At 61.9% G+C, this 26,103-nt stretch carries 29 protein-coding genes; 1 reads left to right on the top strand and 28 read right to left on the bottom strand.

Going from position 1 to position 26,103, the window contains the following annotated elements; all coding sequences use genetic code 11:
- Window positions 1-112 precede the first annotated feature (112 nt).
- Complete coding sequence (locus tag IMW82_RS13815) at window positions 113-853, top strand: hypothetical protein (RefSeq protein ID WP_211004933.1); 741 nt, start codon at window positions 113-115, stop codon at window positions 851-853.
- A gap of 20 nt (window positions 854-873) precedes the next feature.
- Here IMW82_RS13815 and IMW82_RS13810 read toward each other — a convergent pair whose 3' ends face one another.
- The 28 genes from IMW82_RS13810 to traL all read right to left on the bottom strand — a co-directional run bounded on the left by IMW82_RS13810 (window position 874) and on the right by traL (window position 25,554).
- Complete coding sequence (locus IMW82_RS13810) at window positions 874-2,271, bottom strand: DNA polymerase Y family protein (RefSeq protein WP_211004932.1); 1,398 nt, start codon at window positions 2,269-2,271, stop codon at window positions 874-876.
- The gene (gene imuA, locus IMW82_RS13805) at window positions 2,231-2,860 is read right to left on the bottom strand and encodes a translesion DNA synthesis-associated protein ImuA (RefSeq protein WP_211004931.1); all 630 of its coding nucleotides are present in this window, start codon (window positions 2,858-2,860) and stop codon (window positions 2,231-2,233) included. The genes IMW82_RS13810 and imuA overlap by 41 nt, the downstream gene beginning before the upstream one ends.
- A gap of 13 nt (window positions 2,861-2,873) precedes the next feature.
- Entirely contained in the window at window positions 2,874-3,491 is a 618-nt protein-coding gene (gene lexA, locus IMW82_RS13800; RefSeq protein ID WP_211004930.1) for a transcriptional repressor LexA, read from the bottom strand.
- Between the two features lie 46 nt (window positions 3,492-3,537).
- Window positions 3,538-4,113 (bottom strand): hypothetical protein, encoded by a 576-nt coding sequence (locus IMW82_RS13795; protein ID WP_211004929.1) that lies wholly within the window; start codon window positions 4,111-4,113, stop codon window positions 3,538-3,540.
- 13 nt (window positions 4,114-4,126) lie between these two features.
- Window positions 4,127-5,119: a DUF2807 domain-containing protein gene (locus tag IMW82_RS13790; RefSeq protein ID WP_211004928.1), complete on the bottom strand. Its 993-nt coding sequence runs from the start codon at window positions 5,117-5,119 to the stop codon at window positions 4,127-4,129.
- Window positions 5,120-5,703: 584 nt separating this feature from the next.
- On the bottom strand, window positions 5,704-6,198 hold the full coding sequence (locus tag IMW82_RS13785; RefSeq protein ID WP_211004927.1) for a DUF3617 family protein: 495 nt from the start codon (window positions 6,196-6,198) through the stop codon (window positions 5,704-5,706).
- A 22-nt stretch (window positions 6,199-6,220) separates the two neighbouring features.
- Window positions 6,221-6,394, bottom strand: coding sequence for a hypothetical protein (locus IMW82_RS13780; RefSeq protein ID WP_211004926.1), 174 nt, complete (start codon window positions 6,392-6,394; stop codon window positions 6,221-6,223).
- 21 nt (window positions 6,395-6,415) lie between these two features.
- Window positions 6,416-6,928, bottom strand: a complete 513-nt coding sequence (locus IMW82_RS13775; protein WP_211004925.1) for a DedA family protein — start codon at window positions 6,926-6,928, stop codon at window positions 6,416-6,418.
- Between the two features lie 44 nt (window positions 6,929-6,972).
- Window positions 6,973-7,419: a protein-disulfide reductase DsbD N-terminal domain-containing protein gene (locus tag IMW82_RS13770; RefSeq protein ID WP_211004924.1), complete on the bottom strand. Its 447-nt coding sequence runs from the start codon at window positions 7,417-7,419 to the stop codon at window positions 6,973-6,975.
- Window positions 7,416-7,775, bottom strand: a complete 360-nt coding sequence (locus IMW82_RS13765) for a hypothetical protein (protein ID WP_211004923.1) — start codon at window positions 7,773-7,775, stop codon at window positions 7,416-7,418. Before IMW82_RS13765 ends, IMW82_RS13770 begins: the two co-directional genes overlap by 4 nt.
- Window positions 7,772-7,972 carry a hypothetical protein gene (locus tag IMW82_RS13760; RefSeq protein WP_211004922.1) on the bottom strand — a complete coding sequence of 67 codons (201 nt, stop codon included), beginning with the start codon at window positions 7,970-7,972 and terminating at the stop codon, window positions 7,772-7,774. Before IMW82_RS13760 ends, IMW82_RS13765 begins: the two co-directional genes overlap by 4 nt.
- A gap of 170 nt (window positions 7,973-8,142) precedes the next feature.
- Window positions 8,143-8,397 (bottom strand): hypothetical protein, encoded by a 255-nt coding sequence (locus tag IMW82_RS13755; protein ID WP_211004921.1) that lies wholly within the window; start codon window positions 8,395-8,397, stop codon window positions 8,143-8,145.
- Between the two features lie 35 nt (window positions 8,398-8,432).
- Window positions 8,433-8,996, bottom strand: a complete 564-nt coding sequence (locus IMW82_RS13750; protein ID WP_211004920.1) for a hypothetical protein — start codon at window positions 8,994-8,996, stop codon at window positions 8,433-8,435.
- Window positions 8,993-9,781, bottom strand: coding sequence for a hypothetical protein (locus tag IMW82_RS13745; RefSeq protein ID WP_211004919.1), 789 nt, complete (start codon window positions 9,779-9,781; stop codon window positions 8,993-8,995). Before IMW82_RS13745 ends, IMW82_RS13750 begins: the two co-directional genes overlap by 4 nt.
- Window positions 9,782-9,783: 2 nt before the next feature.
- Window positions 9,784-11,238: a conjugal transfer protein TraN gene (traN, locus tag IMW82_RS13740; protein WP_211004918.1), complete on the bottom strand. Its 1,455-nt coding sequence runs from the start codon at window positions 11,236-11,238 to the stop codon at window positions 9,784-9,786.
- A gap of 18 nt (window positions 11,239-11,256) precedes the next feature.
- A complete protein-coding gene (locus IMW82_RS13735) occupies window positions 11,257-14,706 on the bottom strand; it encodes a hypothetical protein (RefSeq protein WP_211004917.1) in 3,450 nt (1,149 codons plus the stop codon).
- A 56-nt stretch (window positions 14,707-14,762) separates the two neighbouring features.
- Window positions 14,763-15,878, bottom strand: coding sequence for a TraU family protein (locus IMW82_RS13730; protein ID WP_211004916.1), 1,116 nt, complete (start codon window positions 15,876-15,878; stop codon window positions 14,763-14,765).
- Window positions 15,868-16,074 carry a carbon storage regulator gene (locus IMW82_RS13725; RefSeq protein WP_211004915.1) on the bottom strand — a complete coding sequence of 69 codons (207 nt, stop codon included), beginning with the start codon at window positions 16,072-16,074 and terminating at the stop codon, window positions 15,868-15,870. Before IMW82_RS13725 ends, IMW82_RS13730 begins: the two co-directional genes overlap by 11 nt.
- Window positions 16,046-17,545: a TrbC family F-type conjugative pilus assembly protein gene (locus IMW82_RS13720; RefSeq protein WP_211004914.1), complete on the bottom strand. Its 1,500-nt coding sequence runs from the start codon at window positions 17,543-17,545 to the stop codon at window positions 16,046-16,048. The genes IMW82_RS13725 and IMW82_RS13720 overlap by 29 nt, the downstream gene beginning before the upstream one ends.
- A complete protein-coding gene (locus tag IMW82_RS17985) occupies window positions 17,539-18,111 on the bottom strand; it encodes a S26 family signal peptidase (RefSeq protein ID WP_211004913.1) in 573 nt (190 codons plus the stop codon). Before IMW82_RS17985 ends, IMW82_RS13720 begins: the two co-directional genes overlap by 7 nt.
- Entirely contained in the window at window positions 18,108-18,431 is a 324-nt protein-coding gene (locus IMW82_RS13710) for a hypothetical protein (protein WP_211004912.1), read from the bottom strand. The genes IMW82_RS17985 and IMW82_RS13710 overlap by 4 nt, the downstream gene beginning before the upstream one ends.
- Entirely contained in the window at window positions 18,428-20,851 is a 2,424-nt protein-coding gene (gene traC, locus IMW82_RS13705; RefSeq protein WP_211004911.1) for a type IV secretion system protein TraC, read from the bottom strand. The genes IMW82_RS13710 and traC overlap by 4 nt, the downstream gene beginning before the upstream one ends.
- A 128-nt stretch (window positions 20,852-20,979) precedes the next feature.
- On the bottom strand, window positions 20,980-21,321 hold the full coding sequence (gene traA, locus IMW82_RS13700) for a TraA family conjugative transfer protein (protein WP_211004910.1): 342 nt from the start codon (window positions 21,319-21,321) through the stop codon (window positions 20,980-20,982).
- Between the two features lie 147 nt (window positions 21,322-21,468).
- Window positions 21,469-22,242 carry a TraV family lipoprotein gene (locus tag IMW82_RS13695; protein WP_211004909.1) on the bottom strand — a complete coding sequence of 258 codons (774 nt, stop codon included), beginning with the start codon at window positions 22,240-22,242 and terminating at the stop codon, window positions 21,469-21,471.
- A gap of 91 nt (window positions 22,243-22,333) precedes the next feature.
- Window positions 22,334-23,560: a TrbI/VirB10 family protein gene (locus IMW82_RS13690; RefSeq protein ID WP_211004908.1), complete on the bottom strand. Its 1,227-nt coding sequence runs from the start codon at window positions 23,558-23,560 to the stop codon at window positions 22,334-22,336.
- Window positions 23,560-24,615 (bottom strand): type-F conjugative transfer system secretin TraK, encoded by a 1,056-nt coding sequence (locus IMW82_RS13685; protein ID WP_244754359.1) that lies wholly within the window; start codon window positions 24,613-24,615, stop codon window positions 23,560-23,562. Before IMW82_RS13685 ends, IMW82_RS13690 begins: the two co-directional genes overlap by 1 nt.
- A 76-nt stretch (window positions 24,616-24,691) precedes the next feature.
- On the bottom strand, window positions 24,692-25,270 hold the full coding sequence (locus IMW82_RS13680) for a TraE/TraK family type IV conjugative transfer system protein (RefSeq protein ID WP_211004906.1): 579 nt from the start codon (window positions 25,268-25,270) through the stop codon (window positions 24,692-24,694).
- Window positions 25,267-25,554, bottom strand: a complete 288-nt coding sequence (gene traL / locus IMW82_RS13675; RefSeq protein WP_211004905.1) for a type IV conjugative transfer system protein TraL — start codon at window positions 25,552-25,554, stop codon at window positions 25,267-25,269. Before traL ends, IMW82_RS13680 begins: the two co-directional genes overlap by 4 nt.
- Window positions 25,555-26,103: the final 549 nt, after the last annotated feature.

The raw sequence follows: 26,103 nt of genomic DNA, 5'->3' as shown, positions 1-26,103 counted from the left end.
CCGAAGGCACACCCCTGCGCGGGGACGGCGTCCAACTGAATACTCCTGATTCCCCCCTGTTGGCGGAACTGGGCCGTGAGCACCTGGCGTCCGTCATCAGCGGAGAGTCCTCATGCGTTTTATCCCTACGACCGCTTCGAAGGTCGACACCCTCAAGAAGAAAGCCAAGGCGTTGCAGCGCAACGGGGGTGGCCAATATGCCAAACTCCTCGACCGCGCGGCACGTATGGCCGGCTATGAGCACTGGCATCACGTCACGTTGTGCTTCCGCGAGACCGAAGGCATTGGCCAAGACCGATCCCTGGCAGGCACCATCGATCAGGTCGTGCGCGCGGAGCTCAATGGAGAGGTCATCCTGATCGGCACTGGCAGCGAGGCGTCGACGTCGCAACCCTTCCTTGCCTTCTCCACAGGCATAGGTGATGCCTGGCTCCTCGATCCGATCCAACATCAAGCGTGTTGCCTCGTTTGGCGTGGAGAACGGCTCTCGCAGGAGATCGAGGAAGACGCTCATCACCTGGTCATTGGCTGGGACGGACACTACGAGCTGCGCGGTGCGTTCTTCGAAGTGGCCACCGAACATCCGGCGATCGGCCGACGCGCGATCGGGGGCTACCCGACCGACGCACTGAGGGCCTATCTCCTTCCGGCACAGCCAGCCGAGGAATCCATCCTGCAGGTCATCGACCAAACCGACGCGGTTCCACTCACTCCCGATGTGATGGCTCAACTCATGCGGGACGGCTGGGAACGCGATCGTCTCGATGCAGCTGCACGGCACGGCGCGCGCTACTCGCCCTCGCGGAACACAGTCGTGTTCCCCCCGGTATCCAGCGTGGCATCGTTCCGGTAGCCGCCAGCAAGTCACGGCACTCATCCGAACAGGCCGTGGAGGAACCAGTCGCCGGTGCGCAGATCCTGGTACACCCAGACCGTCTCACCGGCGGCCCCAACAGCCCGGAAGTAGTCTCGGCGGGCATCGGGACCGTCCCACCAGCCGCCCTCGATGCGCTCGGGCCCGGCCAGTATCTGGTCGGCGCCCGCATGCCATGGTCGTGGTACCGCCAGCAGCCAAACCGGCCGGCGCGGCGCAGGTGCAGCCACGACGCGGGTCGCACCGGCACCTCCTCGCCGCTGAGCACGCTCCGGACGCGGGTCGGCGACGACACTCATGCCGTGCACGGCCCCATCGCCCAATCGAGCCCTCAACCTCTCGATCAGCGCGTCGGCGCGCTCGGCGGCGTCCTCCGGCCCAGGGAACAACGTCCGCGACGCCGCCGAAGCCGCACGCGTCGACACCAAACGCAGGGATACGCCACGTACTGGCCCAGCCCACGACGTGCGTAGCAGTCGCTCTTGCGTCAGGAGCAGCAGTGCGTCCGCATCCGCGGCACCCACTGCAGATCCGATCTCAAGCACCGTCGGCGGCGCGTTCTCGTGGGACAGCACCAGCGCCCAAGTGGTCGCGCGCAGCCCGAGCATACCCACGTGCGCCGACAGGTCGCCGAGCAACCGGCGCAAGGGGAACATCAGGCTCTCTGCTGTAGGTGCCGCGAAGTCCCATGCGACGTGCCGCTCAAACTCCACCGGTGCTTGCCATGCGGCACGTGGATCCGCCCGGTCGCCCTGCAGTTGGTCGAGCAGTACCAGAACTGAGTTGCCGAATCGCCGAGCCAAGCCTGCCCGCGGCAGAGCGAACACCTCACCGGCTCGCCGTACGCCCATGCGCTGAAGCGCGGTAACCACGCTCACCGGCAACGGCAACGCTTCCACAGGCAGGTGCCCCAGCAGTTCGTGCAGACGCTCCCGCCCGCTCACCAGCGCGCCCGGTGCCGCCACAGCAAAAACTTCCGCCGCCATTGGCGTTGGTGCCACCGCCTCGTGCCAGGTGATCGCAGTATCGGCAAAGGCGCGCGCCACCGCCTCCCGCACGCCGACCACGCCGCCGAACAGACGCTCACTGGCTCCGACCTCCCCGACCAGCGCCGGGATGTCGGGGCTCAAAACCACCTGCGAAGTCACTGTGGCCAGACGGGGTGCCAGTTCCACGAGCAGCTGGTCGACCTGCACGACGCTGTGGTCGATCACGTCGAGCAAAGGCACCAGTGCTCGTGCAGTGGCCAGCGACATTCCCGAACGTATCCCGCCCGCCTGCGCCGCCGCGCTGGCCAGCACGACGATTCGGTTCTCGACGACGACACGCGGTTCGGCTTCCCTGCCCGGCCGCGCCTCAAGGGCGAGCAGCGGGAAGTGAAGCGCTATCCAGGTCACGATCAATATCCAGGTGAAGTACGGCGCCAGAGGCACCACGGCGTTTGAGAATATTGACCCGCAGCCGGCCAGCTTCCGGTGTCAGCCCCAGGCGCAATGGCGCAGCGATGGGGTGGGCACCGGGCGGTGCCAGCACGAAGCAGAGCGATCGACCATGGGCGGCCGCAACCTGCAACCGCCGGATCGGCCGGTCCTGGGTTGGCGCGGACTCCCACAGCAGTACGGCACCGGCCACGCCCAGCAATTGTTCCGCTGCCCACTGTCGGTCCTGAGGAGACGTGGGACGCACGACCAGCAGTCGATCGGAATCGATGGCGAACCGGGAAAGCGCAGCCAGACAGGGATCGGCCGGCGGATCGACGAACGCAATCACCCCCTCCACGCAGGCAAGGGCCGGCGCGATCAGCCGGATCTCGCCGATGCCGTGCTGGCGGAGCTGCAGCTCCGTGACGGCACCGCGCGGCCAACCGCCACCAGGGAGATGTGAGTCCAGGACGGTGTAGGCCGACGGCGTGACGCCGGCAAGGTCGCCGCCGATGGATCGGCCGGCGCGAAACACTTCGCGAAGTTGGAGAGCAGTGACAGCCATCGGAACACCGCCATCAGGCGCCTCGGATCAAACCGGCGAACAGTCCCTCGATCGCGAAATCCTCGGTCGGGTCCGGATCAATCGGCGCATACCGGGCATTCGCCGGTAGCAGGCGGATGGACCCGCCGCGGTGGTGCAGTCGCTTGATCGTGAACGCATCGCCACCAACCCGCGCCACCACTATCTCGCCATGCCGCGCGCTCGGCGTGGCATAGACGCCGACAAGGTCACCATCGAAGATCCCCTCTTCGAGCATCGAGTCGCCATGCACTCGCAGCAGGTAATCAGGTTTCAGCCTGAACAGGTCGGCGGAGACATGCACCGTGCGCTCGGTGTTAGTCTCAGCCGTGATCGGCTCACCAGCGGCCACGCGGCCGACCAGCGGCAGGGCTAGTACAGGGCCAGGTAGCGGTTCAGCCGGCTGCGCCAGCCGGATGCCTCGATGCCGACTGGGTTCGAGCACCAAGTATCCCTTCGCGGCGAGGGAACGCAGATGCTTGAGCACCGCACTGGGCTGGCGGATGCCAACCGTGGCGCACAGCTCTTCCAACGTCGGTGCCCCGCCAGCGGCCAGTCCGGCCCGCACGGCGGCGAGAATTTCCTGCTGGCGATCGGTGAGCTGGAGGGTCATAGCGTCAAAGTTTCACCTCTTTGGGTGAAAATTGGAAGCGACCACCCTAGTTGATCGGCTGAAACATGCCGGCTGCCGGGCCGACCACGCTCGCCCGAAGAAGATCGTATAGACCACGGAGTTGGATCCTGACGAACACATCGGTTGAACCCGCCCCCTCCGGAACGGGCTCCAGCAACGCGCGCAAGGTCATAGCGTAGTACCCGGCGGAATCCCCGCGAATGAATACTCCCGGCCAGTCGTCACCGAACTGGACCGGGCCGTTCTCGACGCGTGTTTCCGGTGCCGACAGGATCCTGACCGCCTTCGAGCCAGAACTGGACGCTCCTGCAATCTCGCGAAAGCGTCGCTCGACGGGAGCGGTTGCCCCGATCGACAAAGCCAGGCGCTCGGCCGCCTGATCGAGGCTCGAATTGCTGGTGTACCGATGGTCGTAGTGGAACGTGCAGTAGCTATGCGGCGTCGACCCTGGGGCCTCACTCTGCACCATCACGTGGTGATCGCCGAGGAGGTCGTTCTCGATCCAGACGACGTTGCTGTAAAGATGCACGGCAGTGGCCAACGGCACCCTTGTCTGATCACTGTCGCGAGGTAAGGCGGCCTGATCACTGTCTTTCGACATGATTCCTCTCCAGTTACCGGTATCTCACCTTGCCCAAGCCGAACACCTGCACGCGACGTTCCTCAGGGGCACCGAATACGACAACCTCCCCGACGCCGCTGATCCGAAAGTCGGCGAGCTTCGAGGCGAACACTTCGGCGTCGCCAGCGCCACTGATACGGCCGTGCACGCGCTCGCAGACCAAACCACCGCAATCAACATCACCAGCGCCGCTGAGATGAAGCCGCAGTTCTTCGACACGCCCCGTCACACGCGCGTCTCCAGCACCGGAAACATCGAGCTCGAGCACTGGCTGCTGCAGATCTTCGATCATGAGGTCACCGGCACCCGACACGTCGATCAACGCCAGATACGGCGCGTCGACCTCGATTCGAATTGCCTCGTGACCGCGAACCACAATACCGTCATGACTGATCGTTGCGCCGCGACCGTTGTGTCCGATGGTGATCGATCCGCCGGCGACGAGGCTGCCAACCCCTGCAGAGACGATGGAATCGCCCCTCCGGCGCGAAGCAAGCGCTTTCTTGTCGCTCAGAATCAGGGTGTCGCCGAGAACTTCGATCAATACCCGCTCAGCACACTGGGCCGGTGTTGCCATTACCCGCACCGCACAGCTTTCACGTCGACGAACGACGACGTCGAAGGATCCCGTCATCCTTAGTCTCCGGAAAGTCGGGACACCACGACCGGGCTCAACGACGACCTTCAACTCCTTTTCCATGGGCTCCAGTAGGGCGTCGTACGCCGCATTTGTTTTCGCATTTTCCCCCGGGCGATTGCGAATCAGGTAGTCGAGGAGTGCATCGGCATCCGCGCCCTTCATGAGTTCGGCATACAGCAAAGCAGTCACTTCGCCTCGGACTTCCGATGGCAAGACGGATTTCGTGGCGCTCAGAAACCTGTCCACGCTCTCACCAGCCTGACCGAGTTTGGCAACGTCAAACGAAGATCGGTCGGTCATGGCGTCATGGGCCCCTTCACCCGCGGCTTTTTCGTTCGGAACCATCTGGCTTGGTCCCCGCCTGCCGAAGGCTGGAGCTGTTGCTCGAGATACCCAGGCAATCGGCAGGGTCCGAGCAACTTGGGCCGAGGGCGCACGACCTCTCCAGACCGCTGCCGCCACTGCCCTCCACCGGAAGTGCACGTGGCGTCGTCGGGCCACGTCGCATGCACCAGGTGATACAAGCGCACCAGATAGTCGTCCTGCGTTGCCAAGTGTCCAATGTGCCATGGGAAACGCACAAGGAAGTCCGACTCATCTTCCAGTCGTTCGACCACCTCGCGGTGTTCGTCGAGGCGCTTGCCGACCGTCCGTGCGAAGTGCAGCTTTTCGCGAATCACTGACGTTGGTATGAACCCCAGTAGCGAGAGCGGCCGAGCAAGCAATTGCTGAATGAGCGTCACAGCTGCTTTCCCAGTATGACGATGAAGGTTTTTGGAATGCTTCCGATCTGCATGGCAAAAGAGGCTCGATGGGTTGGAAATGGTGACCGTGCTCTACGGTTGACGCCTACGGTACGTCACGATGATTAAACGGAATTCGGACTACTCCAACTTGGCGCTTTGCAGGCTGCCGCGGGAGCCCACGGACTACCTGCAATCGCCAGCCCAGTGCCCGGAAGCCTTGATGTCCATGATCATCGGCTCAGGACGCTTGGTCTCGTCGCTCAGCGTTGTCGTGATGTTGCCCGTGATGGTCACGGTTCGCCCATCGTTTCCCGTGGCGACGTCGAGTGCTTCCGTCATCGTGTTGCTCTTGTCGTCGTCCGTCGACACACACGTCATGACGGAGTGATAGCCCGTTGCAGTAGCAGTCTTCGCTGCCGGCGTGCAATGTGTGACTGCGGTACCCTCAGGCTTGACCATGGGCGACTCACCATCGGTCTTCAAACAAAGTTGCCACTGGCGAGGAAAGCTCGTGATCGGTTTGCCTTCCAGGACGACGTTCACCTTGCCTGCGTAGTCCCACAGTCCCTTTTGCGCGACGGCGGTGGCGATGCCAGCCGGCGGCGCTGGAGATGTACAGCCGGACAGGGTGAGCGCCGCGACAAGCATGCCGGTAGCGAAGTGGTGGCGAGTGTGCATGGCAGTTTCTCCGCTCCGGCGCTCAGTGGTGTTTGACGAACCAAAGAACCGCCATGCCGGCGACCAGCAGCCACGTCACTACGCGAATGGACTTTGCATGTGCCTGCGCCCACGCCTCGCCTTTGTTGGCTGAGTCCGTGATGCGAGTGGCAGGAATTTCGCGAGATGTCTGTCCGGTATTGACGTTCGAGTCCATCGTGTCGTGCTCCTTGATGAGTCAATGAGAGAAGTGCATTAGGTGAATGGCATAGGCTCCGCCGCCGAGGTGAGCTGCTGACCAGAGCGTCGACGCGACGATGTCGGCCACGACAAAGCGACCAAGGTGCAAGCCGCTCATACCGGCGACCAGCGGCATGATCGACCGCATGGGCGGACAGAGACGGCCCACAAGCACCCCGATCTCTCCGCGCCAGCGCACGAGGCGCGTCGTGCGCTCAACCCAGGCGGCATGGCGTACCAGCGACGGCTGGCTGAGGAAATGTTGTCCACGCGTGAGTCCCCACCGGTATGACAGCGTGTCGCCGGCGATCGCACCAACCGCCGCGCAGACGATCAGCGGCACAAGGATCTCCATCGAGTGCGAGCTTGCCGCCCCCACGGCGATCAGGATGGTGCTGCCAGGCATGAAGGTGCCCACCAGCGCCAGGCCTTCCACAAAAGCGACCAGTGCGACCAACGCACCGGACCATGCCGCGTGGGCGACGATGAAATCGACGAGGGCCTGCAGCATGACCGTCTCCGGGTCGGGTGAATGCGCGTCCCTGCGCGAGGGCGTTAAGGTGTCACGCTGGCCATCTGCCGGATCGGTACGGTGACCCGATAGGGTGGGAAGCACACCAGTGGATCGGTGTGATGACAACCGCCCACTTCCACCTGCAACGCGGGGCTCGTCGCCCCCTCAGCCAGCGCGTAGGGCACGCTCATCACAAACCGTCCTTCATAGACCGTTCCGAGATTCAGGCTCGGATCATCAGCCATATACCCGGCGGGCAACGACAGCTCTCCGATGCGCACCTGGTCGTCGCTCGGCACCACCTTCACCCGATCCCGGTAGATTGCGTACCCAGGTGCGATGGACCACGTCAGGACGACACGGCCAGGTGATTCGCGCACGGCACTGATCTGGAAGGCTTGCTCGGGAGCGAGGAGATCCTGGGCGTAGGCGCACACGCCAAATGTGGCCAGCAACAGGAAGGTCAGATGGAAAAGACAGCGTTTCATGCAGCTACCTGGTCGTTGTCGTCAGGGAACGTGGGATGGGAGTTAGCGACGCGCTCGCGCAGCAGCTCGACAAGGAGACCCGATTCTTCATGCGCCGCCGGCGGCGCTTGGCGAATGGCACTCTGGAAGGCATGGCGAAGCCAATAGCTGGCCCTTTCACTGCGAAGAAGTCCGCTGACGCTGAACATCGGCGTCGTTGGATCGAGCGCGTTCTGCAAGGCCAGCGCGTCCTTGAGCGCATCGGCACGTGGTCGACGCTCCCACGCCAGCATCAGCCAGTAGCGGAACCAACCGGATCGGTTGGGATCGGTCATCGCGGCACGGAATGCCGGGGTGTCGCCGCGTTGGGGTGTCATGACGCGCTCCGGTGCCCTTCAAGGGCGGTACGCGCATGCCGGTCGAGCACAGCGACCAGCACATCGGCATCGTTCAGCGCGTCAACCGGGTCGCGCGCCAAGGCGGAGCGCAAGCTCTCTTTGAGCCAAAAGGACGTTGCAGGATCGGCGAGGATCTCGTGGACCGCCGGAATGTCTTTCTGGGCGATTGAGGACATGCTCTGCTCCGTGCCGCCCTGCGATTGGTGATCCATCTCCATGTCCGCAGTCTAGCCTCTGGCTCAGATCGTCCCCGCCTAAAATGTGCCTGTTTCGAGCGCCTTTTCGCCGGACGCCCCGATCGACCAACCAGTACCCATCTACTGGTGCCGGAAAGCGGTAGCTTCCGTCACACGGACGATGGACGTTCGAGGAATTGCGCGCGGAGATCAGCAGCAAGCATGGGGTAATCACTCGCCGCCGCCTTGATATAGGCGTCGATCGCGGCCGTCGCCAAGGGATCACCCACACGCAGCACGAAGTACTCCGCGCCTTCCGGATCCTGCTTACCGTCGACTCGACGAACGTCGTACTTTCGGAAGGCTCCCTGGTGGGTCGCGGGCTTCGTTGCGTCCCGCTCCTGAAGGGCGTTGGTGTTGTTCATTCTGACATCTCCCATTGGCGTCGTACCACGTGTTGTCACTCAGGTGGCTCCGTCTCCGTCCACCCCATCCGCTTCAAGCGTCGACGGTTGTCAGGCGTGAGCCGATCCATCCTCCGCTTGATGCTCCACATGATCCCCGCCCGCACTCCGCTACGACCGATCACTGCGCTCGCGCCGTCGTCAGCTTCGAGCTCACGCCGCGGTAGATTCGCCCAAACAAGCAGGGCCAGCGACCCAAATCCGATGACCAGGCTCAGCAAACTCGAGTTAGCCAGTTGCACCAGCAGCGTCATCGCTCCGGTGCACAAGAAAATGCCTATCGCTGCCAGGGGATGACCGTGCGTGACCCGCGCCCAAAGGTGGCTGAGGATGTACTGCCGCGCGTAGAACGGTGCGTCGAGAAAGTCCCGACCGACGACCACCCAGCCCAACCACAAGAAGACGCCCCCATACAACCGCGCCACCCAGGATGGGACGAATACGAGCTTGGAGCTGATCCACCGTCCCCAGCGCGTTGGGCTGTTCTCGCGCAGCCGCGCATAGTCCGCCTGCCAGCGGGCTTCGGCCTCGGCGTCCGTGCGAGGTCGACGACCTTTCATCCCTGTTCCCTTGTCGACCGTTCTGCCAAGGGAAGCACGTCCGCACCGCTTGCACGTGCCTCCCCGCCCCACTGGGACTCGGTGGAAGCGACGTCGTGGACGCTGGCGCGCAGTACCGCGCGCTCCTCGTAGTCCAGTCGCGGCACGCCACCACAAAGGTGGCCTTGCCCGAGCCAGATGACGCCATAGCGGTGCCACGTGAGACCTGTGGCCGACGCCGTGAACACGTCGTGTCCCGAAGCCCATGCGAACTTTTCAGGGGTCGAGCTCAACACCACCCGAGAGGACACATAGGGCAGCGCCATGCGCTCCTTCCAGGCAGCCTCGAGCACTGCCTCCAACACTTCCACGGGCTTGAGCGCGAGCGCCACCTCCACGGAGTGAGCCACCTCCTCGGTCTTGTACAGATCACGCATGCGTCCACGGTGCGACGATTCGACGAACTGCACCACATCTCTCAACAGATGGGTCGTGTAGATCGCCATCGCCTCCAGCGCCACGTGGAAGTCACCAAGCACAGGCACAGGGGCCGGGAATTCGCGCTCGCAGCGAAAGCCCGTCACCATCGAGGCAACAGGCCACAACATCATCTCCAGGCGCTTTCTCCGGTCGTCGGCCGGGTAGCCAAGACGTCGGTAGGAGTTGCGCAGTAGCGTCAAGGGATCGGCCTGGTCGTCGCCGACGTCACGCAAAGCCTGCCGAAACTTCAGGCCAAGCGATACGGGCTGCGCGGCAAGCATCGCGTCGAGAATCACGGGAACAGCGGGGGCATCCAGCATGGGCATGATTAGCTTCCAGAGGGCTGCAGGTCGACCTGGATGGTGGCGTATGGATCGAGCGTCGCCTGGCCAGTGGGTGCCGACAGAGTGATAGTGAACGACTTGGATGTAGTGCCTCCGAATGCGCGGGTCGGGATCGTCACGGATTTCTCGCTCACGTCCCCGTTGCCCCAATAGAGGGTGCTGTTGGTACCGCTGTAGTTAGCGCCGTCCGCTGCCGTCCCGGCAGTCGTGCTCACGGTGACCGACACCATCCCGAGGCCACCGTTACGGGTCACGCTCACGACCACCGGCTTGCCTGATGTCACGGAAAGGTAGCCGGAACTGAAGCTGACCTGGCCGGGGCCGGTCGGCGTGGAAATGACGGCCGTAGGAACCGAGTCCATGGCTTCGGCTTCGATCGACGATGACGCGGCTGCCGGATCCATCTTCCCGACTGTAGCGTCCGTGCGGTCGCTGGCAATGAGGCGCGATGGATCGCCAATGTCGCTGCCGCTGCCGGTGTATTGCACCTGCATTTGATTCCCGGAGAAGAGGTCGGCTGGCAGATAGCCACCGAGTTCCATTCGGCCGATGATCTCGGACGTGTCCGTGTTCGTCAGGGCTCCCTTGGCCATGTCAGCGAGCGAAATGCCCTGGCAGTTCGGGCTCTTGGCCGTGCCCATGTCGCCGATGCCTTCGGACAAAAGCTTCTCCCGGAGGATCCGGCTGGTTGGCGAGTTGAAGCAGCAGTACTCCTCCTTCTTGATCAGGCACACGCCGAGCACACTCGTGGAGCATTTCGAGCCAAGGTAATGGCATTCACCAAGATTCTTGCCCACGGCGGTATCGAAATCCGAGCCGTCGCAATACCAGCCGAGGTGCGGCTTTACGTTCGCATCCTCGTTGGCCATGAACTGATCGTTCATGGTCTGAAGATCACCAGACTGTGGCGAGTTCGCCGGCGGCCCATTACCGCCGCCGTTGATGTTCTCGTAGTTCGACGTCAGCGGCTGGTCAAGCGAGAAGGTGTTGGCACCACCATTGATCTGCGACCACGCACCTTGCACGTGCTGAACGACCGCGGCCTGGTTTGATGCGTTCGACTGGCGCTGCGTCTGCGCATATTGCTTCCACCAGGCCTGCTGCTGATCCGGCACGGCCGCGCGGCAGCACTTCAGAAGGCTGCCGAGAATGTTGCGACAGCTGAGGTGGCGCCCTGCGAGGAATCGGAGATGCTGGTAAGTCGCCGCCGAGATGCCCTGAGTGAACCCCATCGGCTGGCCATCGCCAGCAACTTGCTGGTTCGGCAAAAGCCACTGCCTTGCCTGCGCGGGCGTCCACCCGGCAGGCGTCGGCGGCGTCGGGTTCGGTGGGTTGCTGTATTGCGGAGCGGTCTGCGCGAGCGCTCCGCCGCACGCGATCAGCGCAGCCAAGAGAATGGCCTTGCGCAGGCCGCGCTGGTAGTGGGACTTCCGTGTCATTGCGTCATGCCTCGCTCATCAGTGATCGGAAATGCCCGGGGCCTGCACCGGCTCCGGTTTTGGCGTTGGTGCCGGAACCGCGGGCTGGGCGCCCTGCCAAGTCCAGTCGTTGGAGATCGTCTGCACGATGACCTGCCGGGCAATGGATTTGTTGCGGTCCGTCGTCTCTGCCGGGCGGCTAGGGGGTGTGCAGGTACCATCCAGGCAAGGTTGCGCGCTGGTGCACGTCGTCACGGTGCTCGTGTTGCCATCGGGCACCTGCACTTCCTGGATGCAGTCGTAGTCGTAGGTCATCACGTAGCAGAAGCCGTTCGCATCCGTGGCCCCGTCAGCACAGTCACTGGTTTTGAGGATGCACGCCTTGTTGTTTTCCAGGTCCTGGCACGTGTCCGGTGGACTGCCGCTCGGCGGAACCGTCGTGCATTGCGTCGCGCCGGCATCGTTCGTCCAACACACTTGGCCGCCCTGTCCGTCCCAGACTCCGGTGCAGTTGAAGTCGAGCTCGGCCTTCATGCACGTGCCGCCATCACCCTGAAACAGCGCCGGCTGCTGCTGAATGACAGACGCCGGAACGACGATGCCGTCAATGGTCACAGGCGCATTCTGGTCGCACTTCCACACCACGGAGCAGAAGCTCGTGGGTTGTGTGCTGCAATTTCCGGAGTCGACGATTTGGAACTGGTACTGCGGAGCGCCGTTCATGTCCCACGAAAGGTGGACACCCGGTCCATTCGCCGGAGGAGTCGTCCAATCGGTTCGCACGGTTTGGAAAATCGCCACCCACTGGTTCGCCAGTGAGGGCGTTTGAATCAGCGATACGGTGACGCCGGAGACCGGGCTGGTGATCGTCCACGCAAAGCCGGTGATCGCGGTGTCTCCCGGATAGATCTGGTCGGCGATCGAGACGGAAGTGGTGACCGCACCGGTACCAGCACATGCCTCCGCCAGCGTGCCGCTCAAGCAGGTCGGCGTTGCCCCCGGGTACAGCGGCGTGGGGTTCGGTGCGTTCACCACGATGCCATCGATCGTCTGCGGCGCGTTCGAGGTACAGCTCCACCCCATGTGGCAATAGGTATCCGCGGTCGTGACGTTGCAACTGCCGGTGTCCGCATACCCGATGACGATCTTGTTCGGGCCGGCAACCTGCCACGTCAGATGCACATGCGGCAGCGGCGGCGCAGCACCACCGTTGTATTGACGCGTTACCTGAAAGCTTGCCGTCCAGCCGTTGGCCATGGTGGGAGCCGAGATCAAGCTGACGGTCACCAACGAGTTCGGATTCGTCACCGTCCACGCAAAGTTGGTGATGACGGTGGTACCTGCAGGCAGCAACGACCCGATGCCGACGGTGGTGCCGATGGAACTGGATCCACTGCAGACGCGACTCAGTTGGCCCGTGGTGCAGGTGTTCGGTGCACTGGGGAACAGCGGCGCGTAGGTCTGCGCCTGAGCTGCTGAAATCGGATAGCCGCTGATCGTGGTCGGAGCGTTCTGCGTGCAGGTCCACTTCGTAGGACAGGCCGTGCTGCCAGTGTCGGAACAATTGCCCGTGTCGCCGGTACCAAACTTCACCGTGGTTGTTGCGATCGTCCAGCTCATGAGGATGTGCGGCTTCTGCGGCACGTAGCTGAAGTCCGTGCGGGTCACCGAGAAGCCTGCTACCCATCCGTTGGCCGCGCTCGGCGTTTGCGTGAGCGTTACCGTGACGCCAGGCTGTGGGTTGGTGACCTTCCACGTGAAGTTGCTGAACCCCGTCCCCGGTGATGACTGCGCGTAGGCCGTCGGAAGAATCCCCTCGAAGATCTTCTCGGTCATCGGCTTCGGCCGTGCGGCATCGCCGGTAGTACCCGGTGGAATGCTCGGAGCAATACTGATCGTCGACGTGTTGGTGGCACTGCCACTGCAGACTCGGTTCAGGGTGGCAGCCGCGCACGAAGAACCGGCACCGGGAAACAGCGGCGACTTCGACTGGGCATCAGCGACCGTGAGGGAAATCCCGTTGTACGTCGTCGGAGCGTTCTTCGTGCAGGTCCACTTCGCCGGACAATCGGCGGTGCCAGCGTCGCCGCAGTTGCCCGAGTCCGATACTCCGACCGTATGACTCGGAGTGCCGTAGGCTTCGAACTCCATGTATCCGATCCAACCATTGAACATGACGGGCACCACTCGCCCGCCGTCCTTGCTCATGGGAGCCACCTGGCCAAGGCCACCACCACCGCCTGCCGGGCAGCTTGCAACGAGTTCCGCCACCCAGCCGTTGGCCATGGACGGAGGAACCATCACTCTCGGTTCGGAGTAGCCGGTGTTCTGCGTGGGCACGAACCAGATGTTGCCGATGGTTTGCGTACCCGCCGGAAGATTCGAGCTGACGTTGTAGTCTCGCTCGTCAATCGAACACTGGGCCCCGCCCGGCGTGGAAACCAGTACCTTGACGAGACCCAAGTCGGCGGGAGATCCATTCGCGACGGTGACAACGCGGGCGCAGGATTGTCCACCACTCTCCGTGTTGACCGGCAGGTCGCCTTGCGCCGATCCGGACGTGTTGGTCGTGCTCAGGGACGCGGTGATCTGGCGCGTGCACGAAAGGCCACCTGTTTCTGTGGTCAGCTGCAGGTCGGCATCGTCAGCCTGGCTGATGGTGGTCGGGTACTGGGTCACCGTGGTTGCGCGCGTGCACTGCGTGTGCGAACTGTCCTTGTCGACGTTGAGCACCGCGTCCTTGTTGCCGGGAAGGATGGTGTAGGAGGCATTGCCCGTACGGGTCCGCGTACACGCTGGGCCGCCATTGCCCGGCAACATCACCTTGTTGCAGGTCTCGTCGTTGTGGATTGTTCCTGTGCCTTGTGTCGGCGTGCTAACCGTCTGCGAGCTGCATGCTGCGAATACGTCGCCAAGAATGTTGCCGCCCTTGGAGTTATTGATTACCGCGGCCGACGAGTTCATGGTCGAATCGTTCGCCACGCTCTTGTCGGTATAGGTGCGATTGGCGGCTGAGTTGTTGACCGTCGTACTGGCCTGAGTCGTTACATCTGTCCTGAAGTCGTCGGCCGCAGTCTCCTGGTCGTACATGGCCTTCAGGCCAAGCAGATCCTTGCCGTTGTTCGCCTGCTGCAGCCGGGTCACATAGCTCGAGTCCGTCGTATTCGGGACAAGGCGATTGACGTCGATCTGTTGCCCATTGACCGTAGCGACACCAAGGCCCTTCTCGCCGCCCGTGGTCACCTGAATATTCGGCTTGGCCGCAAGCACCGCGTCGCCAAACGTCCCCGCGTCTGCGATTTCACCGCTCACCACCGAAGATGCCACAGCCGGTTTGGACGGTGCGATCGAGGTCGACGAAGTCGCGGGCTGCGTCCCAGTCTGCGCGCCGCCAGCTACGGCCGGCGGCGAAAATGCACCGACGCAAATCACCACCGCGGAAACGATGCCGATAATCAAAGCATGATTTAGGAGGTGGCGATCTTTCATGACATTCTCGAATAAGGGTGTTAATGTGCGGTTTATATTAATATCCACCGCTTAGTTTACCAATATACCTCGCAATATTCCGTATATCTCCACTCTGCGATAATAAAATCCTCTCCCCGATAAGGGATATTCCGCCACTCGCCCCAATTAAATACCGAAGCGCCAAGCCAGTGATTTCCACTCTTCTCCGGAACCGGATAAAAGGTCTGCAGGCGGTATTCCTGCTTCTGGATCATCGGATTGATGGAATCAGCACAGGTCGAATCGTCCCCGTAGGTTCGTCGCGCCAACGTCCGTCGACTCAGGGCCGCCAGCGCACGGAACGTCACAAGAGAGGCATTGCGCTGGGGATCGTCGTTGTTGTTGACGTTTCCCGTGAACGGGTAGGCGTGGCCCCATGTGCCGGCGCACCAGTACATGAAGACTAAGGGCTTCGACACCGTTGACGCCACGGCATCGACAGCGCATGCAGCGATCGCAATCGGATTGGCAAAGAGCTTCGCCTCCGGCTGCGTGTAATAGGACATCTCGTCATTGATCCACGTCGGGTCAATTTCCGAGATATAGGCGATATCCAGATCCTGGCCCTCATGCTTGTCCGCGTCCGATCCCACAAGGGCGTCGACCAGGTAGTTGGCTGGATACATCCACCAATGAAAGTTGTAGAACGTGCTGTCCTGGGACTGGTTATCACCGCCGGCGTCGTGGGAGTTATAGCCACCCCACCGCGATAGGCCGCCGAAACCGGTATTACTGGTCGCCGAACTGATGCTGCTGTCCATGAGCGGCTTGCCCATGATCGGAGAACACCAGGGCTGCCGGACGATCTCGAATAGGTGCGCCGGCTCCCAGAGCCCAACCACCGTTCCGAGACTGGGAATACCGAACGTCTTGCCCGGGCAGATGCACTCCGGGAACGCCGTGTCGCTGGGTAGCGGGCCGTCCCCGATGGGAAAGCCCTCGATCACCACAGGAAAGAAGCACGACCAGCACAGGCTGGAGAACATCGCGCCACCGAAGAAGTTCGAGTCGGGGCACGTCGCCGCACTCAGCGAAATGCCGCCACTACTGGTGGACGTGCCGCCGCCCGCAGCCTGTGCATGCGACAGGCCCGGAAGAAGGAGCGCGATGGCCAGCACCGCGCTCCACAAGGTGACTCGCTCACCTTTCATTGTCGTCGCTCTGCGCACCCGAGACCACATGGCGAGGCGACGTCGGCCGCTCCATGAGTTCGTTGCGCAAGACCGTCACGTTTTTCGGCGCGACAATGCCGATCTGGGCGGCTCCATTTCGGAACCCAACGAGGGTCACCTCGACATTGTCCCCAATGGTCAGTTTTTCACCGCGGCGACGCGTAATCAGCAACATTAGACCCTCCCTGGTGCACTGGCACCTCGTTAATGACGAAGACCGAACTGTTCGCCGTGACCACACTCGGCACGGCCTCTAACTTCCATGTATCGACGATGCTTTGGTTGAGCATGTAGATGGCGTGGCGCATCTTGTTCTCGACGTCGCGGTAGCCCTGCCAGCTACCCTTTCGATCGACCTTGGTCGTAATGAGCATCACGGTGATGTCAGGGTTGGCCTTCAAGAACGCCACGGCGTAGTCCACTTGCGCCGGATCCGTCTCGTCGAAAATGAGCAATTTCTGGTGGAACCCTATGTCCTTGAGCGGATTGAACCGGTCGCCCTTTTTCGCGATCACCTTGCCGTCCGGCAGGGTGATGTCGTGCGTCACGACCACCGTAGGATCGATCGTGTACGTCTTCTGCTCAGTCACCGCCGGCAGCTCGGTGAACGGGACCTTGGTCCAGTAGCTGTCGACGGCGTGCTTCTTCCAACCCTCGACGTCAAAGGCCTTGGCCTTGGCTTGCATGACCTTCATCATGTCCAGCTCGGCGACCACCTTCACCGGACCCAGAGTGCCCAAGTCGCCCGTCCGGCCGTCCTTCACCTGCGCCGCGATCCAGTTCGGATCGGCAATGCCAGACACACGGGCAACGACCTTGCCCTGATCGTCTAGCTCCTCGAGCACCGGCACGGCCGCCACGTTTTCCTGGCTGAAGTAGATCGGATCGATAACGATCGAAGGCAGCCGCTCATCGTGCTTGGGTGCCGCCTTGTGCAGTGACATGAGGTACCGGCTGAGCTGGCTGATGGTCTGGTCCGGCTTCATTCCGCGGAACACCAACTGCATGTCGTCGTGACCCTTGCCAAGCAGCATGGCCATGCGCACGGCGTCGTCGCCCATCGACTGAGACACGAAAAGTCGGAAGTGCACGGGTCGGTGCGCCGCCGCTGCCTGTGCCTTCATCTGGCTGACCAGCGCGTCGCCGGTGGGAGAGTCCATGCCGAGCGTCTGGGCAGCTTTGTCCAACTCCGCCTGCATGGCGGTGGGCGTCCGCTGCGTCAGCGTTGCCAGCGTCGACGCGTTCTCCTTCTCGGCTGCGGACTGACGTCCATCGGCATCGGCTTGCCAGTTCGACCCGACGACCTTCTCCGGATGCGAGATGATGTCGGCGCTGTCTTTCGCCAGCGAGGTCAACTGGTCGTAGTCGCTGGCATCCGCTGCCGGCTTCGTCGTTGCAGCATTGAGATCCGCGGCGTGCTTCAGCTTTTCCCGCTGGATCAGCGCCGTAGCCTGCCTCTGCCACTCATTGCCGGACCTCGGCGTCGCCGGCACGGCGACGTCCGGCTTGACCAGGGTGGCGATCGAGGCCTCCGGCAGTCCGGCAGAACTCGACTCCGCAACTTGTCCAGCGGTCTGCGCGAAAGCGGAACCTGCCACCAACGCCAAAGCGAACAATGCCGCTACGGTTTTCGGAAAGCTCACCATAAGTGGTACGCCCTCGCGTTCACCTGCATGCGGTTGATCGGCCCCCAGTACCGGCTGTCCCACGTAACCGACGTGGTGCCGAGAACAACAAGCTTCCCAGGGGGCACGATGTAGTCCTTGGTCACCTGCGCGATCGTCATGTGGCCCTTCCGCAGCGTTTCAGCACTCACCGGGCCCCAAAACTTGCCGTTGATCGAAATGCCGGACGCATTCACCACAACGTGGTCACCTGGTAGCCCAGCCACGTACTTGACGATGCGCATACCGTTCGGCATGAGAGGCGCGCCTTCCGACTGGTACTGGTACGTCTGATTGCGCTCGATCGTTGTCGGGGCGTGCGTGGTCAGTACGAAATAACGCCACGGCAGACAGCCCTGCGATTGCATCTCGACACCCAGGCGCCAGTAGTGACTCACGCCCAGCCACAGGAGCATCCAAGCGATCGTGGTCCCGCAAACGATGTTGAGGATCTTGTTCGCCGACCAGCGCGGGGTCGACGATTCCGGCCGTGCGAACACGCGCTCGACGATTCGACGGAAGAATCCACCTTTGACCACGGCGCTCACGGGTTGGCCTCATAGGTGGACGGATACGCGTACACATAGCTGGCATTGAGAACCACGTAGCCGTGGTCGCGCAGCGCCTTCGCTTCTGCCTTGGTCTTGGTAATCGCGGCCTGCACGGATGCTGGGGATCCGGCCGGATCCATGCCCGAGGTCACTGCCTTCTCCACGTTGATGACAGCAACGGGCGGCCGCGCGGACAGAGCTGGCTTTAGCTTCCACTGGTACAGAGCGCAGGCCACAACAAGGGCCGCCACGGGAGGCCAGACCACCAGCAACAGCAGCTTCCCCAACTCCGTTTGGTTTTTGGACTCCGTGCTCATGCAGCCAAGCTCCCTTCGTGCTTCTTCCCACGCTGACGCAATACCTCCTTGATGGCATCCACGGTTGTCATGCCCTGATCCGTGAAGGCCTTGAGCGCGCTGACATCTCGCGCATCGGAACTGAAAAGCAAAAGATTGAAGTCCGATTCAACCAGGCGCCCGACACCGGTGCCTGCCGGGCCACTGAACAGAATTTCGGAGTACTCGCCCTTGACGGTGTGCACGGATTCCAGCAAGGCGTACTCGCCATCGGACATCGGCAGGCGACCGGTCTGCTTGACCATGGCGATCGACTCCTTCTTCTGGCCGAGCAACAACTTATGCGCGGAGTTCTCAACAATCGCCTCGGAGCCGGACGAGGCATAGAAGTCATTGATGGACTGCGTACAGATGGCTGCCGTCGCGCCAAACTTTCGCAGCTGGCGGTACCAACCCACGATGAAGGTTTTGGTCTCACCAGAGCTGAGCAATTGCCATGCCTCATCGATGAGGATGATCTTCGGCATGTCGCGCGGTAGGCTGTCCATCGACTGCTGGATCGCGTACATGATCTGCAACAGCACCAGCCGCTGCAGGTGCTCGCGACCGGACAACTGCTGCAACTCCAGCACGACCAGGCGGTTGTTCAGATCGACGTTGGATTCGCCGTTGAAGAATCGACCGTATTGGCCCTTCGACGTGAAGGCGAACAGCTGATGACCCACGTCCTTGATGCGGTCGTCTCCCTCCGCCAGGCAGGCCTCAGCCAGCGCATCAATGGTGAGCTTCTTCCCATGCTTGTCCCATTGTTCGGTGAGGATACGCATCACGGCAGGCAGCTGGAATTCGGAGAAGCCCTCCTTCGGTGCCGCCATCACCGACAACACGCCAACCAGGATCTCCACTTCGTCGACGAAGTTCTTGACGATGGAGAACGGGTTCAAGCACAGGTCGGTGTCATCAGTGAACTCGATGTACTCGCCACCCTGCTGCTCGCATAGCTTTTTGTACGAGTAGCCCTTGTCGATGATCCAGGCGCGGCCGCCGATGGACAGGAAGTTCGACACGATGTTGTTCGCCAGAAAGCTCTTGCCCGATCCGGACTGCGCCGCGATCACGATGTTGAAGTTGTTCTCGGAGTCGTAGGGCGACCAAGGCATCAACTGCCCGTCCCGTGCGATGAGTGTCAGCAGCGGGTTGTAGCTACCGCCCCAACTTCCGATCACTGGAAGCATGGGAACGACGTGCGAAGTGGCCATGGTCCGATAGGAGGCAAGGAAGTTCCGCGCGTCCTCTTCTGCTGCGAAGGGCATCATTTGCGCGAACATCGCGTGCAGCGCGTAACGATCAGGCAAGGTCTGGAAGCCAGCCGTGCGGAACATGCCTTGTACCGCCGTAGCGGCCTGGATGGACTGCTCGCGCGTCGTCGAGAACGTCGCGGCTGAGATGTAGGCGTAGACGATGCGATCGCCCTTGTTTACCGCATCGTTCATGATGCGCAGGCTTGTCGCTCGCTGGGCGTACTCAGGCACGAACCGGGCGAGCCGCCCTTCAGCATTTCGTGTTGCCCACTGAAAGTCCCGGAGCAACGCGCTGCGTTTGGCCTCGTGGTCCGGATACAGAATGTTCACCGTGTAGAGCACCGGATCGCGCATCGCGCGCATGCCCTTCATGATGTCGCCCATGTAGTACTGGGCAAGGCCTGGGTAAAGATAGTCTGGGTACCGCTTTGGGTGCTGGATGCGGACGTGGCAGTGCGAGCCGAGGCGAATCTCATCGGAATCGACTTCGATCGCTGTATCTGGATCGAGCAGTTGGTTGCACAGCAGCTCGCCAGCCTCGTGATCGGACTGCGCGGATCTGCGCCAGATCGCATCCGGTCCGTGATTGAGAATGGATTCCATGAAACGGACGTAAGAGCCGGCAGAGAGTCGCTCGAAACGGAATCCGATGGTTTTCAGTGCAGCTTCGAAGTTCTGCTGCAGCTCACGGATGCGCGTCATGTCTTCAAACGTCGGATCAGCTGAGCCTTCTTTCATCGAGGCGCAGATCACGAGGCGCATCTGGCGAAGCCGCGCGCCGGCCACCTGGCCGATCGGTCGCTGGGTAAGGTCGCGCAGGAAGCTGATTCGCTGGCGCGTCATCTCGCAGAGGGTCGGATCAGTCTCGTACTGACGCATCATTTCGAAGCGGAGCAGCACGTCCTCGATGTCCGGAGACGCATACAGGCAGAACTGAAGGATGGTGCCGGGTGGAAACGGCACGTTCAGCAGTGCATTGAGCGCTTCGCCCATTTGCTGATCAAAACCCGCGATCGGTTTGGCCATGACACCAAAGCCCATGCGATCGGGCGAAACTACAAAGATACCGTCATCATCGTGATAGGCATCCACTACACCAAACGTGCGAACCAACGCTTCCTGGCGATCTTCGTACTGCACTGGAGTCTCCTTGTGGTGAGTCCGTACCGGCCATCCGAAGACGGCCGGTACGATGTGGGCATTCCCTGCCCGTCCTTGAGTACCTGCATTCCGTTGCTTTTCAGACGCCGCTCTCCGCGGCGCGTTGCTTACAGGGCGAAGGTGAAGATGCCCGTGATGATGGCCGGGCCATAGGCCAGGGCCAGCGCGAAGCCGATACCCAGGGCGATGGCAACCATCGACTGCTTCACGATGCCCATGCCCATGCCGATCAGGAACGCACTGACGGCGAGCAGCTTGCCCAGGTCGCCGTTGGCCCAGTCGGTCACGGTGGTCAGCATGGTGCCGAAGCCGGTCGTACCAGTGGTGCTGCCGGCGAAGGCGGTGCCGGTCAGCAGTGCGACCAGGGCGAAGAGCAGGCCGTAGTTCTTGACCAGCAGCGACGAGGAACGGACAGCGCGGTTGCCACGGATCTTGGAGAACAGGTTCATGAGAAATTTCCTTATCTTTGATGCCACGGATGGAAATCCGTGCGGTCGTCGGGCGTGTGGCGTATCACCCTTTGACTTGCTTCCTGCGCTGCATCCTGTCGGATTCTTTGGGGCGTACCCTTTGAGTGCCACCCCGAAGTTTTGCCGCTACCCCCGCGTGACGATTGGTTGCCGGGGCTGCTGCGTGTTTTGCGATCCTGCTTGCCACGGATCCGGACCACCGGAGGCCGGACCTTGAGCTGGCTGGGGCGGGGCCGGCGGATTGCTTGCACCTGGCGCTCCAAGCAGTTGGAACATGTTGTCGTCGCTGTCGGTCTCGTGCCGCGCGACTGACCACTGGCGAGGTGTGATCTCGGAATAGATGAAGTCGCCCATGTGCAGATCGCCGCCCTGGTCTTGCCACGGCGCGATGTAGATCCGCATGATCTTGGCTTGTTCCCGGAAGGCATCTACGGCTCCGTCCGGCGCATAGGCGGCCGTGCCGGCCGACACAGCCGCATGGGCACGTGGAGCGCTCCGCGTGCCGGTCTCCTGCGGAGACAGCACCACCAACGTGTCGCCCTGGACACCCAGTCCAGCCTGAGGCCGCGCACGATGGCAGCAATTGGAGGCGCTCGGCCGTGCCGCCGGCGGCACCGCAACTGCGGCGGAGGGTGCCGCGGGCGCGGGTGCCGACACCTCAGTGATCGGCGCTGTCGGCTGCGCCACATCCCCCCCCATGCTTTGGCCGTCCTTGAACCGTTTCTTCGCTTGCTTCGGGTCGAGACCCGTGACGTGGTCCGCCTCGTTCGTCGCCGTGTAGACGTCCGGCGCGCTCATGCAGGTGACGCCACTCGGGTTGGGGCAAGCGAACTTATCGGTTGCGCACCCACCCAACAGCAACGCACTGGCCACCAGCATGTATCGAATGCGAAAGTTCATCGTGTCACTCCTTGACGTTTAGTGTGCTCAACATTTCCTTGACTGCGCCGCCGAAAACCCGTCGTTATTTGGCGATTTGCGGGGTTTTCGGCTAACGCAACACACCCATGTTTGCGCCATGCTCCAGGACAAACGAGATGCGCTGACCTGGGTCGATCTCGACGACCGGGAACATCTGGTCTGCCAGTTTCAGGTAGTACTTGGCGATCTCGTTGAAGGCAGAACCCACGCCTCCGCCGAGTGCTTCCGCTCCAGCGGTTCCCGCCGAGGGCAACGTACCTGGCGACAAATACGATTGCTGGTTTTGGCCACCGCCGAACGCCTGTGCAGTGCCCTGCGCGAGCCCCGCCAACGCAGCCTTCGCAATGATCTGTCCCTGGCGAGAGACAAGTCGACCGCGAATGCCCGCCTTGCCGTCCGGACCGATCGCAACCATTTCAACCTTGATGTCGATGACTCGGTGGTCGGTGCGAATGCACGAAATGGAGCTCGCCCGCATGTACGCTCTCTCGCTCGCCAGGTCTCCGTAGCCAGAAGCCAGGACGAAGCACTCGCGTACGTCGGCCCGGTATCGGTTGGGAAGCACAGCGTCGTGCTTGATGCGCACCAGCATGGGGATCGGATTTGCCATCGCTTCCTTGCCGGTGGCCGCATCGACGCCGGTAATGTTGACGCCAGTCAACATCGAGCCTGAAGGAAGGTAGATGGTCGGTACCTTGGCGCCCGCCTGATCTGCTTTCGCAGACGAATCCTGCTGGACAGGGGTCGGCTGCTCCGCCTCGATTTCGCGAATCGCGCTCGATGCATGAAACGTCGACTGCTGGACTGGTACAGCTTGCGCTGCGCCACCCGTCGGAGCGCGACCTTGAGTCGACCCTGCGTCAGGGTGCTGAGCCATGGTCTGCCGCATGGATTCGACTTCGCGATGCAAGGCGTCCAGGTCGGTTGCCATTTTCTGCTGGGATGTATTCGAGCCGTCACCACCCATGCCCTGCTGCCGCGCCTGCTGAAGCTCCTGCGTCAGCTGGGCAATCTTCTGGTCCTGCTGCTTCTTGTCTGACTGGATCTGATTCATCTGGTCAGAGATGCCGTTCACACCAAGATCGCGGGCATCTCCACTAGGCAGCAACGCGTTAGCGATCTGGGCCTTCGCATCCGCACTGTTACCGGCCGGCTTGGTTCCGGAACTTCCGAGCGCCATCCACGCGAGAAGGAGGACGCCAGCCAGCACCCCGGCGGTCGTCACTTTGCGCCTGCTACCCGGGCTAAGCGCTGCCCAGCGCTCCTTGGCAGTCAGCTTGTTGTTGTTGGCGGCCATCAGCGCACCCCACTCACGAGCGAGGGACGCGGCGCATCCACAGGCGAACTCGGCGGGGCTTGAACAGCGACGTACAGCTCGGTTGATTGCCCGGGGCCCAGATGGGTGCGTGGCCACGCGGCCACTGCAAGCACTGACGTGCCCTTGCAGCCACCTTCATTGATGTCTTGCGCTACAGGCGACAAGTTCGTAACGATCGCCACTACAGCGTCGACGTTGAAACCTGTCATCACCTGCTTCGGCTCGATGCGTAACGTGCCCATCGCACACCGGGGCATGAGTGGTGTTGCGCCGTTGACCGTGGCGAATGTGAACCCATCGGGCACACGACCATCAGCCATGGTCTTGAAAAGCGTCTTGACGGTGTCCGTGAACGGCTGGTCGGTTTCCCAACCCTTCGCGACCCCTGCGTTGCCTTGCACCTCGACCACTTCCTGGTCCTGCGACGGTACATAGCCGACGAGGTCCAGCGAGACGCTAATCGGAGGAATGGAGGCCGGCACCATCGTCACGGAGATAGCGTTGGACTGGTCACCGGCATCGTGGATGAAGAACCCGATGGGAGCCTGAGAATCGGGCGCCACGTACACCACGTTGCCTTTTACTGATGTCGTGGCATTGCTCGTCGTCTCGATCACCGGCTTTTTGAACGGGGTAATCAGACGGTTAAGGTGATCCTGCGCGACGCCGAAAAGCACATTGATCCCAGGGCGCACGTGGAGGACTGCCGGTGGAGGCTTGATTCCTTCGTACTGTCGGGGTGCTACTGGCCTTGTGTAGGTCGTCTCAGCACTGTTCGCTTGCGCCGTTGGCACCTGCGCCACCCCGGGTACTCGGGCCGCCGGTACGCGATAGTTCGGCGCGGAGGATGTCGACGGTCCGATGACTCGGTCGGGCTTCGCGACACCAAGGGGTGATGACGGGGCTGGCGCCGTCGGCAAGCTCTGCTCGACTTGACGCTGAACCTGTTGACCTGCCGTTGAGTTGGCCGGCACGGTTGGGGGCAACGCCTGCGCACCCGCTTCACCAGCAGCGAGTAGCAGCGAAAGGGCCATCATGGAAATCCGGTTACGCATCCTTGCCAATCCTCCAATGTCGTTCGTTCGGTTCGATGTTGCGCATGCGGCCCGCTTACCGTTTCGGGGCCGGCGGCACCCACGGCCCTTCGTACGTCTGCAGCGACGTGAGCGACACCATGTAGTTCCGGATCGTGATTCCCAGCACGAACGTCTTGACGCTCTGCTTTGCGCGCTGCTCCATTCCGCGCATCGTGTATTGACCGCTCACCACAACGACGTCCTGCGAGGGAACGTAGAAGACGTCCGTTGGTATAAAGCTGGTCGAGACCGACTGGTCCTTGATCGTCTTGGTTTCCCGGGCGATCAGCTCCATCAGATCCTTGTAGATGCTCGCTGAAATGTACGGCTGCATCATTCGTGCGGTGAAGTCTGCCGTCCGCGGCGTCACATTGCCTAGCGCGCCCGCAAAGTAGGCACCCCACGTTTCTTTCACTTCCGGAGAAGCGTTGTCCGGCAGGAGCGTGCCAGGCGAGGTGAGGCCCGGCGGAATCTGCACAACCGTCTGCTTGCGTGCAAACAGCGCCACTGACAATACGAAAATGACGATCGTGAGGCCAAGAATGATGAGGCGCGAGATCTTGTTCTCGTTGACTGCGCCACGGAACGTGTCGAGATAGGTTTGGCCCTTCATGTCGGGAAGATCCGGCGGATGAACGGGTTGATCCCAATGCGCAACTTCGAGGGCGACACAACGCCGTACCAGTGCGCCAGGTGCATCAGATAGCCATCAGGCTTGCTGTCCTTGAACCGACTGAACGCCCAGCTCAAGGCAATGCCGAGGACAATCGAAGTGAACAGCGCGTGGAAGAAGATACCGATGCCTAGCAGTGCCGCGAAGGGAATGAACTGATCCATCGTCCACAGCAGGAAGCGCTGTGGCGCATCGACATCTTTGGGAAAAGCTACTCGTTCCATCGAGCTGAGCTCCGTGTTCGGGAGGCTCTACCTTAGTGAGCTGCCGCAACGATGCGCCGCTGAAACTGGCCGGTTTGAGGGGGATTTGCGGGGGTCTGTACCTCGCGTACAGATCAGCAATTCATGTCACTTCTGCACAAAAATGTGCTCAACCTCACGGCCGTGATTGTCACAATCACCCGGGCAGCCACGGACTGCGACTGTGAAACCAGGGGCTATGCGGCGTGATCGTTGGTGCTACGCTTTTCACATCGGACGACAAGGATCTTCGCCATGACCATCGGTCACCTTCTCACTGCCGGCAGCCTACTTGTGCTGCTTGGCCTCTTCTTTCTCCCCTTTTTGGCGTGGGATCGGAAGCGCGAGCACAAGCATGGCGCCCAAGATAGTGACTGGCTGGAACCGCCTCGGATGGAAGAAGTAGTCTATCGAGACACTCTGAAACTCAAGTCACCGTACGCACCCGATTACGATCCGCGACCTCGTTGGCCTGACCAGGATCTGTAGCAAAGAAGGGTGACCAAATGGTCACCCTTCTTTGTATGAGCG

This window comes from Rhodanobacter sp. B2A1Ga4, assembly GCF_018101315.1.
Classification (GTDB): domain Bacteria; phylum Pseudomonadota; class Gammaproteobacteria; order Xanthomonadales; family Rhodanobacteraceae; genus Rhodanobacter; species Rhodanobacter thiooxydans_A.
This window is presented reverse-complemented; position numbering and strand designations above follow the sequence as displayed.